Annotated in this window: 15 protein-coding genes; 5 read left to right on the plus strand and 10 right to left on the minus strand. The window is 64.0% G+C overall.

Annotated elements, in window-relative coordinates; all coding sequences use genetic code 11:
* Positions 1-715: 715 nt before the first annotated feature.
* The 4 genes from galE to AWB68_RS37415 are packed head-to-tail and all read right to left on the minus strand — an operon-like array spanning position 716 to position 4,998.
* Positions 716-1,750, minus strand: coding sequence for a UDP-glucose 4-epimerase GalE (gene galE / locus AWB68_RS37400; protein WP_087649258.1), 1,035 nt, complete (start codon positions 1,748-1,750; stop codon positions 716-718).
* A 26-nt stretch (positions 1,751-1,776) separates the two neighbouring features.
* Complete coding sequence (locus tag AWB68_RS37405) at positions 1,777-2,925, minus strand: glycosyltransferase family 4 protein (RefSeq protein ID WP_087649259.1); 1,149 nt, start codon at positions 2,923-2,925, stop codon at positions 1,777-1,779.
* Between the two features lie 22 nt (positions 2,926-2,947).
* Positions 2,948-3,745: a glycosyltransferase gene (locus tag AWB68_RS37410; protein WP_087649260.1), complete on the minus strand. Its 798-nt coding sequence runs from the start codon at positions 3,743-3,745 to the stop codon at positions 2,948-2,950.
* A complete protein-coding gene (locus AWB68_RS37415; protein ID WP_087649261.1) occupies positions 3,742-4,998 on the minus strand; it encodes an oligosaccharide flippase family protein in 1,257 nt (418 codons plus the stop codon). Before AWB68_RS37415 ends, AWB68_RS37410 begins: the two co-directional genes overlap by 4 nt.
* A gap of 415 nt (positions 4,999-5,413) precedes the next feature.
* Here AWB68_RS37415 and AWB68_RS37420 point away from each other — a divergent pair, with 415 nt between their 5' ends.
* The 5 genes from AWB68_RS37420 (at position 5,414) to AWB68_RS37440 (ending at position 11,308) form a co-directional block, all read left to right on the plus strand.
* Positions 5,414-6,820, plus strand: coding sequence for a phosphomannomutase/phosphoglucomutase (locus AWB68_RS37420; protein ID WP_087649262.1), 1,407 nt, complete (start codon positions 5,414-5,416; stop codon positions 6,818-6,820).
* A 208-nt stretch (positions 6,821-7,028) separates the two neighbouring features.
* Positions 7,029-7,970, plus strand: a complete 942-nt coding sequence (gene waaC / locus AWB68_RS37425) for a lipopolysaccharide heptosyltransferase I (RefSeq protein ID WP_327384058.1) — start codon at positions 7,029-7,031, stop codon at positions 7,968-7,970.
* 137 nt (positions 7,971-8,107) lie between these two features.
* Positions 8,108-8,992: a Kdo hydroxylase KdoO gene (kdoO, locus tag AWB68_RS37430; protein ID WP_087649263.1), complete on the plus strand. Its 885-nt coding sequence runs from the start codon at positions 8,108-8,110 to the stop codon at positions 8,990-8,992.
* A 28-nt stretch (positions 8,993-9,020) separates the two neighbouring features.
* Complete coding sequence (gene waaA / locus AWB68_RS37435; RefSeq protein WP_087649264.1) at positions 9,021-10,328, plus strand: lipid IV(A) 3-deoxy-D-manno-octulosonic acid transferase; 1,308 nt, start codon at positions 9,021-9,023, stop codon at positions 10,326-10,328.
* Between the two features lie 89 nt (positions 10,329-10,417).
* On the plus strand, positions 10,418-11,308 hold the full coding sequence (locus AWB68_RS37440; RefSeq protein WP_087649265.1) for a YDG/SRA domain-containing protein: 891 nt from the start codon (positions 10,418-10,420) through the stop codon (positions 11,306-11,308).
* Positions 11,309-11,346: 38 nt separating this feature from the next.
* Here AWB68_RS37440 and ureG read toward each other — a convergent pair whose 3' ends face one another.
* The 6 genes from ureG to ureA are packed head-to-tail and all read right to left on the minus strand — an operon-like array spanning position 11,347 to position 15,749.
* Positions 11,347-11,997: an urease accessory protein UreG gene (gene ureG / locus AWB68_RS37445; protein ID WP_087649266.1), complete on the minus strand. Its 651-nt coding sequence runs from the start codon at positions 11,995-11,997 to the stop codon at positions 11,347-11,349.
* A gap of 13 nt (positions 11,998-12,010) precedes the next feature.
* Positions 12,011-12,691, minus strand: coding sequence for an urease accessory protein UreF (locus AWB68_RS37450; RefSeq protein WP_087649267.1), 681 nt, complete (start codon positions 12,689-12,691; stop codon positions 12,011-12,013).
* The gene (ureE, locus tag AWB68_RS37455) at positions 12,678-13,388 is read right to left on the minus strand and encodes an urease accessory protein UreE (protein ID WP_087649268.1); all 711 of its coding nucleotides are present in this window, start codon (positions 13,386-13,388) and stop codon (positions 12,678-12,680) included. The genes AWB68_RS37450 and ureE overlap by 14 nt, the downstream gene beginning before the upstream one ends.
* Positions 13,389-13,391: 3 nt before the next feature.
* Positions 13,392-15,098, minus strand: coding sequence for an urease subunit alpha (gene ureC, locus AWB68_RS37460; RefSeq protein WP_087649269.1), 1,707 nt, complete (start codon positions 15,096-15,098; stop codon positions 13,392-13,394).
* Positions 15,099-15,120: 22 nt separating this feature from the next.
* Positions 15,121-15,426, minus strand: coding sequence for an urease subunit beta (locus AWB68_RS37465; RefSeq protein WP_087649270.1), 306 nt, complete (start codon positions 15,424-15,426; stop codon positions 15,121-15,123).
* 20 nt (positions 15,427-15,446) lie between these two features.
* The gene (gene ureA, locus AWB68_RS37470) at positions 15,447-15,749 is read right to left on the minus strand and encodes an urease subunit gamma (protein ID WP_016346027.1); all 303 of its coding nucleotides are present in this window, start codon (positions 15,747-15,749) and stop codon (positions 15,447-15,449) included.
* Positions 15,750-15,956 lie beyond the last annotated feature (207 nt).

A 15,956-nucleotide genomic window follows, 5' to 3' on the forward strand; every position in this document is an offset into this window, starting at 1 on the left:
TTATTTGCTCTGCCCCTGTCCGGGGCGGGACTCACTTTCTTTGCTGCTGCAAAGAAAGTAAGCAAAGAAAGCAGCTTCCCACCGCCAATGCTTGCCATGCGCCTCCAGACCGCTCCTTCGGAGTGGTCCAACCGGGGGAGTGTCGTTAGCGGGGTTTCGTCGTTGTTGGCATGTAGAAGAGGCGCGCACGTCGCACCGCTAAACGAAGTGGACCAGCAGTCATACATCCAGCCTCGCGCTACGCGCTCACCCGTCAAGCAAAACCAACAACCATCGCTATCGCTATATCACCATCCTACGTTCGTGCTTGCTGCATGCTTCTATTCACCACCGACCGGTAGACCTGTCGTCGGGCACGAAGTGCCATGACGGATGAATGACTGCTGATCCACTCCCTGTAGCGGTATGACGCGCGCGCCTTTTCTACATGCCAACAACGATGAAACCTCGCTAACGACACTCCCCCGGTTGGACCACTCCGAGGGAACGGGCTAGCGGCGCATGGCAAGGATTGGCGGTGGGAAGCTGCTTTCTTTGCTTACTTTCTTTGCAGCAGCAAAGAAAGTGAGTCCCGCCCCGGACAGGGGCAGAGCAAATAAACCAAAAACAAAACAAGTTCCATGGAAGCACAAGCGCATCAAACGGTGTAACCCCAGCCCAACCCACCCCAACCCAACCAAACCCACCCACCTCAAGCGCCAGCGTCCAATAACCCTCAAGCAAACCCATTCGGATTCTGCGACTGCCAGCGCCAGTGATCGGCGCACATCCTCTCGATGCCGTGCCGCGCACGCCACCCGATGAGCTTCTCAGCGGCGCCCGGATCGGCATAACACGCTCCGACATCCCCCGGACGCCGCGCGACGATCTCATACGGAACGGGCTTCCCCGATGCCGCCTCAAACGCCTTGACCACATCCAGCACACTGTACCCCTGGCCGGTGCCAAGATTGACGACAAAACTCCGGTCCAGCGTCTTCAACGCATTGATCGCGGCGATATGACCGCGCGCCAGATCAACCACATGGATGTAATCCCGCACGCCAGTGCCATCGTGCGTATCGTAGTCGCTGCCGAAAATACGCAGCCGCTCAAGCTTGCCGACCGCCACCTGCGCCACATACGGCATCAAATTGTTCGGCACGCCGGCCGGATCCTCGCCGATCAGGCCGCTCTCATGCGCGCCCACCGGATTGAAGTAACGCAGCGTCGCGATCCGCCACGACGGATCGGAGAGTTCGAGATCGCGCAGCACCTGCTCGGCAATCAGCTTCGACTGGCCGTAAGGATTCGTCGCGGACAGCGGAAACGATTCGTCGATCGGCACGCTCTTCGGCACGCCATACACCGTCGCCGATGAACTGAACACGAAGTTCTTCACGTTGCGCTCGCGCATCGTGTCGAGCACGACCAGCAGGCTGTCGAGATTGTTGCGGTAATACTCGATCGGCTTCGCCACCGATTCGCCGACCGACTTCAACGCCGCGAAGTGGATCGCGCCAGTGATCGGATGCGCATCGAAGGCGCGGGCGAGCGCGGCTTCGTCGCGGGCGTCGGCTTCGAAGAAGGCGACTTTCTTGCCGGTGATCTTCTCGACCCGCGCAAGCGACTGCGCGCTGCTGTTCACGAGGTTGTCCACCACGACGACATCGTAGCCGTCCTCGAGCAGTTCGACACAGGTGTGCGAGCCGATGAAGCCCGCGCCTCCGGTGACGAGAATCGTCCCGTTGACGGGTTGGTCGGTATTCATTCGATAGGTCTCCGGGGAGTGCAAAGTCATAGTGAAACGCCGGTAATAGCGCGTATTGTGCCTTTATATCGCTCGACGACGACTTTTTCATCGAATTCGCGAGCGACCTTTTCGCGGCCTTTCACGCCCATTGCAGCGCGTTGCGCCTCGCCGAGCGTGAGCATCCGTTCGAGCGTGCCGGCGAGGCTGTCCGCGTTTTTCGCTTCGCAGAGAAAACCGGTGACGCCGTCCTCGACGACTTCGCGGCAGCCCGGCACATCGGTTGCGACGACCGGTCGACCCATCGCGGACGCTTCCATCAGCGTGCGCGGCACGCCTTCGCGATAGGACGGCAGCACGACGCAATCCGCGTTCGCGATATGAGGCCGCACGTCGTGGGCCTCGCCGAGATACTCGATCACATTGTCGCGCTGCCAGGCGTCGACTTCCGTGCGGCTGATCGCGCTCGGGTTATCAACACCGACCGGTCCCAGCAACTGGAACCGGGCGTGCGGATACTTCGCGCGCAACCGCCGCGCAGCTTCGACATATTCCGCCACGCCCTTGTCCCACAGCAGCCTGCCGATCAGGATGAAGACGAAGCGCTCGCGCTGCGGCAACGGCGCGAACGCGTATTCGTCCAGATCGACTCCTTCGCCGTGCAGCAACTGTGCGCGCTCGGGATGCGCAAGCAGGTTCTGCTCGGCGAAGGCGGCGCGGTCGTCGCGATTCAGGAACCAGACTTCCCGCGGAAAGCGGAACGCGAAACGGTAGAGGCGCTTCGCGATCATCGCCGTGCGGCTCTTCTGGATGAAGACGTAACCGAGGCCCGTGGTCACCGCGATCGACGGCACGCGTGCGAGCCACGCCGCAATCGAGCCGTAGATATTCGGCTTGATCGTGTAGTGAAAGACGACGTGCGGACGCGTCGCGCGATACTCGCGACAGAGCGCGACGAGCGTTTTCAGGTCCTCGCGCGGATCGGTTCCTTTCGACGCCACCGGCAACTCGACGCAGCGGCAGCCCATCGCGACGAGCGGTTCGAACGTTCGGTCGCGCGGCGCGATCACGGTCACTTCGGCGCCGCGTTCGGTCAGCATCCGCAACAGGCCGCGCCGGTACGTGTAGATCGCCCACGCCGTGTTGCAGACGAGGGCGATGCGAAGGCGCGTGGGTTCTGCGGGTTCTGCTGTCATCCGGTAGGTGCGTTGAAATGGGTTACGGAAGGAGTCGCGCCTTGAGTCCGCGCAGCGCGCGATACGGCAGCACGAGATGCGCGAGGCTCTTCGCCACGCCGATCCAGTCGGGCAGATTGCCGGCACGGAAGTAACGCAGTTGCAGGCGCAGCGTTGACAGGACTTGCGTGCGCCGCTTCGTGGCACTGATCCCGCTTTCGTTCAGTTCGTAGTAGAGGCCGAACTCCGGCAGGTTCGCGCAATCGTGACGTTCCATCAGGCGAAGCAGCAAATCGAGGTCTTCGGCCGCGCGGTATTGCGCGCGATAGTTGCCCGCTTCCCGCACGGCCGCGACGCGCAGCATCAGCGACGGATGCGTGAAGCAGGAGCGCATCAGCATTACGCGGCGGATCGTGGCGACATCGGCGGGCGGCTTGAGGTCGAAGAGCGGCGCGCCTTCCGTGCTGACGACGTGCGTCCACATGCCGAGCGCGGCCATACGGGGATACGCTTCCAGACAGGCGCGCTGCTTCGCGAGCCGCTGCGGCGTCGCGAGGTCGCCGGTGTCGATGCGCGCCGCGTAGCGCACGCCGCGTTCGGCGAGCGCGTCGATGCCCGCCTGCAGCGCGCGTTCGATGCCACCGTTCACCGGCATGCGCAGGATCTCGATGTCGAGCCCTCGGATCGATGGCGCGACGATCGGCGGCGTGCTGCCGTCGTCGACGATCAGCACCCGCACCGGCCCGTCCTCGGAAAACGACGCGAGCGTGCGTTCGAGTTCGCGCTGGCCGTTGTAGGCGGGGATCAGGATGGCGACGTCGTTCAGGGTCGAAGCGTTCATGCGCGCAGCCTGAAGCGGATGTAGTACAGGTTGACGCTCGCGGCGGCGAGATACCCGGCCGCCAGTCCGATCAGCGCGCCATGACCGCCGAGGCGCGGAATCGCGATCCAGTCGACGACGAACGCCACCGCGAGCGCCAGCAGCCACTTCGCGAGCAGCACGAACTTCGCCTGGTATTTCAGCACGACGAGATTGCCGATCGCCTCGATGCCGGCCGGCACCGAGAGCCACACGGCCCAGCGGAAGATGTCGATCGCGCCTGCGTAGTCCGGCCCGAACACGCGCGTGATGATGAAGCCCGCGAGCAGGTCGAGCACAATCGCCCCGCCGATCATGAGCGCCGCCGTCATCGCGACGAGCCGCACGATGTTGCGTCTCAGAAGCGCCGCGTCCTGCACACGATAGACGAACGCCGGCGCGATGGTCTGCGCGAGCATCAGCGCGAGCGTGATCCAGTTCTCGTTCAATTGCTGCGCGGCCGAATAGCGCCCGAGGTCGGCGAACGAGATGTAGCGTTCGAGCATCAGCCGGTCGAGTTTGAGGAACAGGTACATGCAGATCAGGCCGACCCAGAACACGGTGCCGGCGCTCGCGAAGCGGCGAAAGAGGCGGCCGTCGAAGTGCCAGCCGAGTGTGCCGCCGTGACGGCGCATGTAGTACAGCACCAGCACGCCGCCGATCGCCGCCGCTTCCAGCGCCCACAGCCAGCCGAAGCTCGCGAAGCCCGCGCCCGCGCGCACGAGCGCGTAGACGAGCAGGGCCTTGACGATCGCGGTGACCATGCTGGTCGCGAGTTGCGGCTTGCTGTAGGTCATGCTCTGGAGCCACGCGTTGATCACGCCGACGAGCGGTTCGCGAAACAGCATCGTGACGGCGAGCCCGGCAAGCATCGCGCCGACGAGCGGATCGAGGTGGCCAAACGCGATCCAGCCCCAGGTCGCGGCGAGCGCGAGCGCGGACACGGCCATGCGCAGCACGAACGCGCTGCCGAGCACGCTGCCGAGCCCGGTCGACGCACGATCGACGATGGTCGGCACGAGGATTTCGGCGCCGCACACCCAGGTGATCGGCGAGAGGACGAGCAGCAGCGTATTGGCGTACTGCCATTTGCCGAACGCGTCGGGGCCGAAGTAGCGCGCGAGCAGCCCGCTGATCGCGATCGCGACGACGATCTGCGTCAGGCGTTCGAGGCCGAGCCAGACGATATTCGCGAGCGCCTTCGCGACATCGGGGTTGCCGATGCGTCTCAGCATGCGGCGCGCCGTGCTTGGGCCAGACCGGGCACGCGATGTGCTGGCGCTGTCGGATTACCCGATGCGGCCCCTGACAGGCACGGGATGCGGGTGCATGAGGGTGTTTTTCCCCGCGCAGGCACGGCATTTCGACCATTCGAGGCTAAAGCGAGTGCGGGCATTGGATTAGAATATTCGCGCAGGAAATGCACAGGAAAACGCTGAAAGACTGCGATTATAAGTGCGAACGGGATGGCTCTGACCGATGGAGCGAGTGCCCGGGCGAGACGCTTCAATGAGGTATCGGCTAATTTATGTTTCGTTACTTTTTTCGAAATTGCTCGCACTTCGTTCGTGTATGTCCATCAGTCACGACCTGCAAGCCCGCTGGCTGCATCGCCGAGAATCCATCAATTATTAGACAGGTAGCCATTCCATGAGCCAGTCACAGATTTCCCAATCGATCTTCAAGATGTACGACATTCGCGGGATCGTCGGCAAGACGGTCGATGCCGACGTCGCGCGCAGCATCGGCCGCGCGTTCGGCAGCGAGATTCGCAAGCAGGGTGGCGACTCCGTCGTCGTGGCGCGCGACGGCCGGCTGTCGGGCCCGGAACTCGTCGGTGCGCTGTCGGACGGCCTGCGCGCGGCGGGCGTCGATGTCGTCGATCTCGGCATGGTGCCCACGCCGGTCGGCTACTTCGCCGCGAGCGTGCCGCTGCAACTGCCGTCCGGCGAGCGCCGCGTCGACTCGTGCATGGTCGTGACGGGCAGCCACAATCCGCCCGACTACAACGGCTTCAAGATGGTGCTGCGCGGCGCTGCGATCTACGGCGACCAGATCAAGTCGCTCTACCAGCGCATCGTCGACGAGGACTTCACGCAAGGCGAGGGCACCTACACCGAGTACGACATCTCGCAGGTCTATCTCGACCGCATCGTGAGCGACGTGAAGCCGGTGCGCCCGATGAAGATCGTCATCGACACGGGCAACGGCGTCGCGGGCGTCCTCGCGCCGAAACTCTTCAAGGCGCTCGGCTGCGAACTCGTGGAGTTGTTCACGGAGATCGACGGCAACTTCCCGAACCACCATCCGGACCCGGCGCATGCCGAGAACCTGCAGGACGTCATCCGTGCGTTGAAGGAAACCGACGCCGAGATCGGCTTCGCGTTCGATGGCGACGGCGACCGCCTGGGCGTCGTGACGAAAGACGGCCAGATCATCTATCCGGATCGCCAGTTGATGCTGTTCGCGCAGGAAGTGCTGTCGCGCAACAAGGGCGGGCAGATCATCTATGACGTGAAATGCACGCGCAATCTCGCGAAGTGGGTGCGCGACCAGGGCGGCGAACCGGTGATGTGGATGACCGGCCACTCGCTCGTGAAGGCGAAGCTGCGCGAAACCGGCGCGCCGCTCGCGGGCGAAATGAGCGGACACGTGTTCTTCAAGGATCGCTGGTACGGCTTCGACGACGGCCTCTACACCGGCGCGCGGATGCTCGAAATCCTCTCGCGCGTGGCCGATCCGAGCAAGCTGCTCAACGACCTGCCGAACTCGCTCTCGACGCCGGAGTTGCAACTGAAGTTGCAGGAAGGCGAGAACTTCGACCTGATCGCGCGCCTGCAGAAGTCGGCGAAATTCACCGGCGCCGACGACGTGCTGACCATCGACGGCCTGCGCGTCGAGTATCCGGACGGCTTCGGGCTCGCGCGTTCGTCGAATACGACGCCGGTCGTCGTGATGCGTTTCGAGGCCGATAACGAAGCGGCCCTGAAGCGCATCCAGGAGGATTTCCGCCGCGTGATCACGGCGGAGAAGCCGGACGCCAAGCTGCCGTTCTGAGCCTGTCGGGTAGCCCTGCGGCGCGGTTTCGTCAGGACCGCGCCGTTTTTTCGTGCGTGTTTTCATGCGTGAGATGCACCGCGTCCGCGCTAGAATCGCCCATCTCAATTTTGTCCACGCGCCCTGCCTGCCGGCGGCGCTCATCGTCCACAGCGTGCAAAAGATCTTGATTGTCCGGGTGTCGTCGCTTGGCGACGTCGTCCACAACATGCCGGTCATCGCCGACATCCGCCGCCGTTATCCCGATGCGCAGATCGACTGGCTTGTCGAGGAGAGCTTCGCGGGTCTCGTCGAACTGGTCGACGGCGTGCGCCGCGCGATTCCCTTTTCCCTTCGACGCTGGAAGAAACGCTGGCTCTCGCCTGCAAACTGGCGCGAGATCGGCAAGTTCCGGCGCGAACTCGAAGCGGAGAAATACGATCTCGTGATCGACTGCCAGGGGCTCATCAAGACGGCGTGGGTGGCGAGCTGGGCGCGCGGGCCGCTCGTCGGGCTCGCGAACCGCACCGAAGGCGCGGGCTTCGAATGGCCGGTGCGATTTTTCTACGACCGGCGCGTGCCGATCGAGCCGCGCACGCATGTCGTCGAGCGCACGCGGCAACTGGTGGCGGTGGCGCTCGGGCTGCCCGCGCCCACGCCCGCCGACGACATCGAGTTCGGCCTCGACGCGCAGCGCGCCGCGCTCGCGCTGTCGCAAACCGATCTGAATCTGCCGGTGCCGTATGTCGTGTTCGTCCATGCGACTTCACGCGCCGACAAGCAATGGCCGGACGCCGCATGGATCGAACTCGGGCAGTCGCTCGTGCGGCGCGGCGCGTCGATCGTGCTGCCGTGGGGCAGCGACGCCGAGCGCGCGACGAGCGACAAGCTCGCGAAGGAATTCGGCGCGGCGGCGATCGTGCCGCCGAAGCTGTCGTTGCCGGCGGTAGTCGGCCTGATCGACGGCGCGGCGGCGACGGTCGGCGTCGATACCGGGCTCGTGCATATCGCCGCCGCGCTGAAGCGGCCGACGGTCGAGTTGTACAATTTCTCCACGGCCTGGCGCACGGGCGGCTACTGGTCGCCGCAGGTCGTCAACCTGGGCAGCGCGAACCATCATCCGACGCTCGCCGAGGTCAAGGCGACGCTCGCGGGCTTCGGACTTCTGTGAGCTGGCGGGTCGGCAGTTCGGGCGTTGAGCGTCGTCAATTGCAGTATCTTTCTCGCGCTGACCGCGAGTTCATGCCGCGCGACAATACGGCCAGCGCGGCGGGCATTTCGCCACGTCCATCGAAATATCGAAGGCACATGACCGAGTCTCAAATCATCGAAGTCGCTTCATGCGACTGGCAGGGCAATGACCTTTCCGTGCCGCGCGAGACGCTCGTCGCGGGCGTCGAGCGCGGCAAGGTGCTGTATTTCCCGCATCTGCGCTTCGCGATCGAAGGCGGCGAGAAAGCGCTGCTCGACCCGAAGATCGCCGACCCGAAGCGCAAGAACATCAGCCTCGCGCCTAATGGCGGCGCGCTGGCCGGCGTGCTCGGCGATGCCGTCGCGCAATCGGCGGTGCGCGCGCTCATCGGGCGCTATCAGGCAAATGCGCGCTCGCTCGTCGACGGGCTCTTTCCCGAGTATCGCGGCAAGCTGCGCGTCGCGCCGACAAGCCTCAGGCTGCATCGGGTCGAGACGCGCGAGACCTCATGGCGCAAGGACGACAGCCGCCTGCACGTCGATGCGTTCCCGTCGCGGCCGAACTACGGCGAGCGCATCCTGCGCGTGTTCACCAACGTGAATCCGCAGGGCGCGCCGCGCGTGTGGCGCGTCGGCGAACCGTTCGAGGACATGGCGAAGCGCTTCCTGCCGCGCATCAAGCCGCAGATGCCCGGTTCCGCGTGGCTCATGAACCTGCTGCACATCACCAAGTCGCCGCGCAGCGAATACGATCACCTGATGCTGAATCTGCATGACGCGATGAAGGCCGACCTCGACTACCAGAAGAGTGCGCCGCAACAGGAGATGCCGTTTCCGCCCGGTTGCGTGTGGGTGTGCTTCTCCGACCAGACCTCGCACGCGGTGATGTCGGGCCAGTACATGCTGGAGCAGACCTTCTTCCTTCCCGTCGACGCGATGGCGCAGCCGGATTGCGCGCCGCTCGGCATCCTGCAGCGCCTGAAGGGCAGGGCGCTCGTTTGAGCGCCGCTCGCCTGGCGCGGAGGCGCGCATGCTGAGGCTCGTCTATCGCGCGCTGTGGTGGATCGTCGCGCCGCTCGCCGTGCTGCGGCTCTTGATCCGCTCGCGCAAGGAACGCGGTTATCGCGAGCATATCGGCGAGCGGTTTGGCCGCGGTCCCGGGCGTCGCGCCGACGATCTCGCGCCGTTGATCTGGGTGCATGCGGTATCGGTGGGCGAGACGCGCGCGGCGCAGCCGCTGATCGAAGCGCTGATGAAGACGCATCCCGAAGCACGAATCCTGCTTACGCACATGACGCCGAGCGGCCGCGCGACAGGCGAGCAACTGTTCGGCGATCGCGTGCTGCGCAGCTTCCTTCCGTACGACCTGCCGCATCTCGTGCGACGCTTCTTGCGCGCCTGGCGGCCGACGCTCGGCATCGTGATGGAGACGGAAGTCTGGCCGACGCTGATCGACGAATGCAAGCGCGCCGACATGCCGCTCGTGCTGACGAATGCGCGGATGTCGGAGCGGTCGTACCGGCGCGCGGCGAAATTTGGCCGCGCGACGCGTGAAGTGTTTGGCGGCTTTGCGCGTGTGCTGGCGCAGAGTCCATCCGACGCCGAGCGGCTGACCTCGCTCGGCGCGCGCAATGTCGCGGTGCTTGGCAATCTCAAGTTCGACATGAGCGCGCCCGCCGAACTCGAAGCACGCGGACATGCATGGCGTGCGGCGATCGGCGAGCGGCCGGTGTGGGTGGCGGCGAGCACGCGCGAGGGCGAGGAGGGGCTGGTTTTGCAGGCGTTCGCCGCGCTCGACGTGCCGAACGCGCTCTTGATTCTCGTGCCGCGCCATCCGCAACGTTTCGATGAAGTCGCGGCGATGGTGGCGAGCGCGGGCATGTCGTGCGTGCGGCGTTCGGCTTGGGCGCCGAAGGCGGTTGCGGCGGGCTCGGGTGCGGATGCGGCGCGGCCGTTGGCGGCGGGCGTGAAGGTGCTGCTCGGCGATTCGATGGGGGAGCTCGGTGCCTATTACGCGGCTTCCGATCTTGCCTTCATCGGCGGGAGTCTGCTGCCGCTCGGCGGGCAGAATTTGATCGAGGCGTGCGCAGAGGGCGTGCCGGTGTTGATCGGACCGCATACGTTCAACTTCACGCAGGCGACCAACGATGCGATCGCGGCGGGCGCGGCATTGCGCGTCGACGATCCGCAAGGGCTTGCCCGGGGCCTGCGGGAGTTGTTCAACGACAAGCCGCGCAGGCTCGCGATGAGCGCGGCAGCGGCGGCTTTCGCGGCGCGGCACCGGGGGGCGACGGAGAGGACTGTCGCGGTGCTGGGGGCGTTTTTGGACGAAGTGTAAGCACCCGAACCTCAAGCGCCAATCACGCCCTTAGGTGCCGACGCGCCGACGCTCGGTAAACCATACGACAAACAGAACGAGATCAACTCTTGGCTGAGCAACGAATTTTTGGAAATATCCCCGGAATTACCGTGGGTACGGAGTTCCCTAGCTATGCAGCACTCTACGCAGCCGGGATACATAACCACACGCAAGCGGGCATTTCAGGGTCCAGCAAACAAGGCGCAGATTCGATAGTTGTGTCGGGTGGTTACCAGGACGATCAAGACTTTGGCAATGAAATTATCTATACAGGCCACGGTGGCCGTGATTCCGCCGGGCGACACGTCGACGATCAAAAGCTGGAACGCGGAAATCTTGCTCTTGTGGTGAATGAAATAGAGGGGTTGCCGCTCAGAGTCATTCGAGGCGCTGACCAAACAAATCCGTTTGCGCCCGCAGAGGGCTATCGCTACGATGGACTGTTCCGCGTCGATAGTCACTGGTGTGATGTGGGCAAAGCGGGCTTCAAAGTATGGCGTTATCGACTGCTGAAGATTGGCGACGAATCACCAACTCAAGAAGATCATACGCCGGGCGCACCGTATGAAGGTGACAACGCCCAGACCCACCGACTAACGACTTCAGTACAGCGCATCGTGCGCGACACTAAGCAGGCGAAGATGCTGAAGTGGTACTACCGACACACATGTCAGGTATGCGGCATTCGTATCGCAGTTGCTGGCGCGCACTACATCGAGGCGGCGCATATTCGCCCGCTCGGTAAGCCGCATGATGGGCCGGATACTACCGACAACATAATCTGCCTGTGTCCCAATCATCACATTATGTTTGATCTGGGTGCCTTTTCAATTAGCGACGATTATGCGTTGATAGGGATCGAAGGGAAGTTGAGCGTGCGAGACGGGCACAAAATTAATTCTGAGCACCTTGCTTATCATCGAGAACGCTTTCTAAGTCGTTTTGAATCGCGCGGCTAAACAATGTCGTTGGTGCGAGCCGTTAGACAGTCGATTTGTCATACCCCCAACAACCCCTTCTTCTCGATGAACCCGATCACCCGATCAAGCCCCTCCAGCGCTTTCAGATTGCACATCACGAACGGCCGCGCGCCGCGCATCTTCCCCGCATCCGAGGCCATCACCTCCAGGTTGGCGCCGACATACGGCGCGAGGTCGATCTTGTTGATCACGAGCAAATCCGACTTCGTAATCCCCGGCCCGCCCTTGCGCGGAATTTTCTCGCCGCCCGCGACATCGATCACATAGATCGTCAGGTCCGACAGTTCCGGGCTGAAGGTCGCCGCCAGATTGTCGCCGCCCGATTCGATGAACACGATGTCGGCGTCGGGGAAGCGCGCGATCATCTGGTCGACGGCTTCGAGGTTGATCGATGCATCTTCGCGGATCGCCGTGTGCGGGCAGCCGCCCGTCTCCACGCCCATGATCCGCTCCGCCGGCAGCGCGCCCGCGACCGTCAGGAGGCGCTGGTCTTCCTTCGTATAGATGTCGTTCGTGATCGCGACCAGGTCGTATTTCTCGCGCATCGCCTTGCACAGCATTTCGAGCAGCGTGGTCTTGCCGGAGCCGACCGGACCGCCCACGCCGACGCGCAACGGCGGCAGTTTCTTGGTTCGGCGGTGAGCGGCAGAATAAGCGGGCGTGTTCATGTTCGATGGGTTCTTAGGAGCGGAAAAGCCGCGAATACTGCGATTCATGTCGAGCCGACAGAATGCCGAGTTGCGGTGCAAAGGTGTTGATGTCGTGAGGCGACGTTGCAAGCGCACGCGTGACGGCGCGTTCGATCGGATCGCGCAACGCGACGATGATCCGCTGCCCCGCGAGCTGGCCGAGCGGCACGGCCTTCAACGCGGCGGCCGCCTGGTTCTCGACCCAGCTGAAAGCGTAGGCGGCAAGGGCCGATTCGGGCGTCACGTCGTGTGCGTACGCGGCGAAGGCGAACGCGGTGGGCTGCGAGACCGGCTTCAGCGAGTTCAACGTCGAGCGTCTATCGGCGTCACCCCATTCGAGCGACGTGCACAACTGCGCGAGCGACCAGCCCATCTGCTGCGTCTCGCGTCTCAGTTCCGCCGACTCGCGGCTTGCGAGGAATTCTTCATCGGCGAGGGCGAGCGCGGCTGCATCGTGCGCGCGCCAGCGTTCGATCTGGTGTGCCAGGAACGGCAACTCGCCGCGTGCGAGGACCTGCGCGAGGCCGCTCTCGATCCAGTCGCGGGCGCTGTCGCCGTCGCGGATCAGGCCGTGTTCGATCGCGGATTCGAGACCTTGCGAGTAGCTGAAAGCGCCGATCGGCAGCGCGGGCGACGCAAGGTGCAACAGCGCCGTGAGTTCAGCGGTGCGCATGATTGTGCGTGGGGTCGTGGTCGTGGTGATCGTGCCCGCACGTCGAGTGATCGTGGGTATTGTCGCCGTGGTCGTGCCCGCAATGCGAGTGATCGCCGTGGTCATGTTCATGCGCGTGCTTATGCGCTTGGCTATGTCCAAGCGTGTCGTCGTGCTCATGTGCGTGCTCATCGCCATGCCCATGCCCATGATGTTCATCGAACACCTTCTGCGCGAGCGCGTAGTCCTCGGTGAAGGTTTCATCGTGACCATGCTTGTGGCCGCCACCATACGCACCCGTCTCCGGCTGGAACGCTTGCGACGCGTGCTCGACTTGCGCGCCGAGACGCCGGAGCATGTCTTCGAGCACCGGATCGGCTTCGAGCTTGAGATAGTCCGCGCCCACTTCCACCGGCGTATGGCGGTTGCCCAGATGATAGGCCGCGCGCGTGAGCGTCAGCGCATCAGCCGAGCGCACGACGAGCACGTCCTGCGCCGCCGCGATCACGCGCACGAGCGCGCCATCGTCGGCGACGAGCACGTCGCCATCGCGCAGTACCGTGCCGCGCGGCATTACGAGCGCGACTTCCTCGCCGCTGTCGAGCGTCGCGGCGAGGCGGCTCTTGCAGCGCGCGTCGAAGGTGAGGGTGAGCGTCGCCGCGCGCTTGACGAGCACGGGCGCGAGCTTCGCGGTCAGACGTTTATCGATCGTTCGCATGGTTCAGAACAAGAAGTAACGCTGCGCCATCGGCAGCACGGTGGCGGGGTCGCAAGTCAGCAACTGGCCGTTCGCGACGACCTCGTACGTCTCGGGATCGACGGTGATCGACGGCTGCCACGCGTTGTGGATCATGTCGGCCTTCGTGATCTTGCGGCAGTTCTTCACCGCGACGACATGCTTGTTCAGGCCGTAACGATCCGCGATGCGCGCATCCGCCGCCATCTGCGAGACGAATGTCAGCGACGTCTTGCCGAGCGCGCCGCCGCGCGTCGCGAACATCTCGCGATAGTGCACCGGCTGCGGCGTCGGGATCGACGCGTTCGGGTCGCCCATCTGCGCGACCGCGATCATGCCGCCCTTGACGATCATCGCGGGCTTCACGCCGAAGAACGCCGGCTCCCAGAACACGAGATCCGCCCACTTGCCCGGCTCGATCGACCCGACTTCATGCGCGATGCCATGCGTGATCGCCGGGTTGATCGTGTACTTCGCCACGTACCGCTTCGCGCGGAAGTTGTCGTTGCGCGCGCTGTCCTTGGGCAGCGCGCCGCGCTGCACCTTCATCTTGTGCGCGGTCTGCCAGGTGCGGATCACGACCTCGCCGACACGACCCATCGCCTGCGAGTCGGACGAGAGCATCGACAACGCGCCGAGGTCGTGCAGGATGTCCTCGGCGGCGATCGTCTCGCGGCGAATGCGCGACTCGGCGAACGCGATGTCTTCCGCAATCGACGGATCGAGGTGATGGCAGACCATCAGCATGTCGAGGTGTTCGTCGAGCGTGTTGATGGTGTAGGGGCGCGTCGGATTGGTCGACGAGGGCAGCACGTTCGCCTCGCCGCAGACCTTGATGATGTCCGGCGCGTGGCCGCCGCCCGCGCCTTCGGTGTGATACGTGTGGATCGTGCGGCCCTTGAACGCGGCGACCGTCGTTTCGACGAAGCCGGCTTCGTTCAATGTGTCGGTGTGGATGGCGACTTGCGTGTCGGTATCGTCGGCGACCGAGAGGCAGTTGTCGATTGCGGCGGGCGTCGTGCCCCAGTCCTCGTGCAGCTTCAGGCCGATCGCGCCCGCCTTGATCTGTTCGGTGAGCGGCTCGGGCAGGCTCGCGTTGCCCTTGCCGAGAAAGCCGAGGTTGACGGGCCAGCCGTCGGCGGCCTGCAGCATGCGTTCGATGTGCCACGGGCCCGGCGTGCAAGTGGTCGCATTGGTGCCGGTCGCGGGCCCGGTGCCGCCGCCGAGCATGGTCGTCACGCCGCTCGCGAGCGCTTCGTCGATTTGTTGCGGGCTGATGAAGTGGATGTGCGAATCGATGCCGCCCGCTGTCACGATCATGCCTTCGCCCGCGATCACTTCGGTGGCGGCGCCGATGGCGATGGTCACGCCCGGCTGGATGTCCGGATTGCCCGCCTTGCCGATGGCGAAGATGCGTCCGCCCTTGATGCCGATGTCGGCTTTCACGATGCCCCAGTGATCGAGGACCAGCGCATTCGTCACGACCGTGTCGACGACGTCGTTCGAGACGCGTTGCGACTGGCCCATGCCGTCGCGGATCACCTTGCCGCCACCGAATTTCACTTCTTCGCCGTAGGTCGTGAAGTCGCGTTCGACTTCGATGATGAGGTCAGTATCGGCGAGGCGGACCCGGTCGCCGGTGGTCGGGCCGAACATTTCCGCGTAGGCGCGGCGGCCGATGCGTAGCGTCATTTGCTGTATTCCCGATGAAAGATCAGAGCGGTCCCATGACGAGGCCGTTGAAGCCGTAGACGGCGCGATCGCCTGCCAGCGCGACAAGTTCGACGGTGCGTTCCTGTCCCGGCTCGAAGCGCACGGCGGTGCCGGCCGCGATGTTCAGGCGAAAGCCGCGCGCCTTCTCGCGCTCGAAAGTGAGCGCCGTGTTGACTTCATAAAAGTGATAGTGCGAGCCGACCTGCACGGGGCGGTCGCCGGTATTCGACACGACGACCGAGACCGTCTCGCGGCCCGCGTTCAGTTCGTGCTCGCCGTCGTCGATCAGATATTCGCCGGGGATCATGGGCGCTGGCTCCTCTTCGATCAGGGGATCGGATGATGGACGGTGACGAGTTTGGTGCCGTCGGGGAAGGTGGCTTCGATCTGGATATCGGGGATCATTTCGGGCACGCCTTCCATGACGTCGTCGCGGGTCAGGATCGTCGTGCCGTAGTGCATCACCTCGGCGACGGTCTTGCCGTCGCGGGCCGCTTCCATCAGCGCTGCTGAGATGAACGCTACCGCTTCAGGGTAGTTCAACTTCAGGCCGCGTGCGCGGCGGCGTTCGGCTAGCAGCGCTGCTGTGAAGATCAGCAGTTTGTCTTTTTCTCTTGGAGTTAGCTTCATGGGGTTTGGGTCGCTGGCGCTTGGGGTTGGGGGTGGGTCGCTGGCGCTTGGGGTTGGGGTGGGTTTGGTTGGGTTACACCGTTTGATGCGCTTGTGTTTCCATGGAACTTGTTTTCTTAGTGGTCTATTAGCTCTGCCCCTGTCCGGGGCGGGACTCACTTTCTTTGCTGCTGCAAAGAAAGCAACTGTATTAAAGGTCAAGCGCGA

The organism is Caballeronia choica, from assembly GCF_001544535.1.
Classification (GTDB): Bacteria; Pseudomonadota; Gammaproteobacteria; order Burkholderiales; family Burkholderiaceae; genus Caballeronia; species Caballeronia choica.

Bases quoted from the DNA above. Each gene is read 5' to 3' on its own strand.
- galE (WP_087649258.1), bottom strand. From the start codon at position 1,750: ATGAATACCGACCAACCCGTCAACGGGACGATTCTCGTCACCGGAGGC.
- AWB68_RS37405 (WP_087649259.1), bottom strand. From the start codon at position 2,925: ATGACAGCAGAACCCGCAGAACCCACGCGCCTTCGCATCGCCCTCGTC.
- AWB68_RS37410 (WP_087649260.1), bottom strand. From the start codon at position 3,745: ATGAACGCTTCGACCCTGAACGACGTCGCCATCCTGATCCCCGCCTAC.
- AWB68_RS37415 (WP_087649261.1), bottom strand. From the start codon at position 4,998: ATGCTGAGACGCATCGGCAACCCCGATGTCGCGAAGGCGCTCGCGAAT.
- AWB68_RS37420 (WP_087649262.1), top strand. From the start codon at position 5,414: ATGAGCCAGTCACAGATTTCCCAATCGATCTTCAAGATGTACGACATT.
- waaC (WP_327384058.1), top strand. From the start codon at position 7,029: ATGCCGGTCATCGCCGACATCCGCCGCCGTTATCCCGATGCGCAGATC.
- kdoO (WP_087649263.1), top strand. From the start codon at position 8,108: ATGACCGAGTCTCAAATCATCGAAGTCGCTTCATGCGACTGGCAGGGC.
- waaA (WP_087649264.1), top strand. From the start codon at position 9,021: ATGCTGAGGCTCGTCTATCGCGCGCTGTGGTGGATCGTCGCGCCGCTC.
- ureG (WP_087649266.1), bottom strand. From the start codon at position 11,997: ATGAACACGCCCGCTTATTCTGCCGCTCACCGCCGAACCAAGAAACTG.
- AWB68_RS37450 (WP_087649267.1), bottom strand. From the start codon at position 12,691: ATGCGCACCGCTGAACTCACGGCGCTGTTGCACCTTGCGTCGCCCGCG.
- ureE (WP_087649268.1), bottom strand. From the start codon at position 13,388: ATGCGAACGATCGATAAACGTCTGACCGCGAAGCTCGCGCCCGTGCTC.
- ureC (WP_087649269.1), bottom strand. From the start codon at position 15,098: ATGACGCTACGCATCGGCCGCCGCGCCTACGCGGAAATGTTCGGCCCG.
- AWB68_RS37465 (WP_087649270.1), bottom strand. From the start codon at position 15,426: ATGATCCCCGGCGAATATCTGATCGACGACGGCGAGCACGAACTGAAC.
- ureA (WP_016346027.1), bottom strand. From the start codon at position 15,749: ATGAAGCTAACTCCAAGAGAAAAAGACAAACTGCTGATCTTCACAGCA.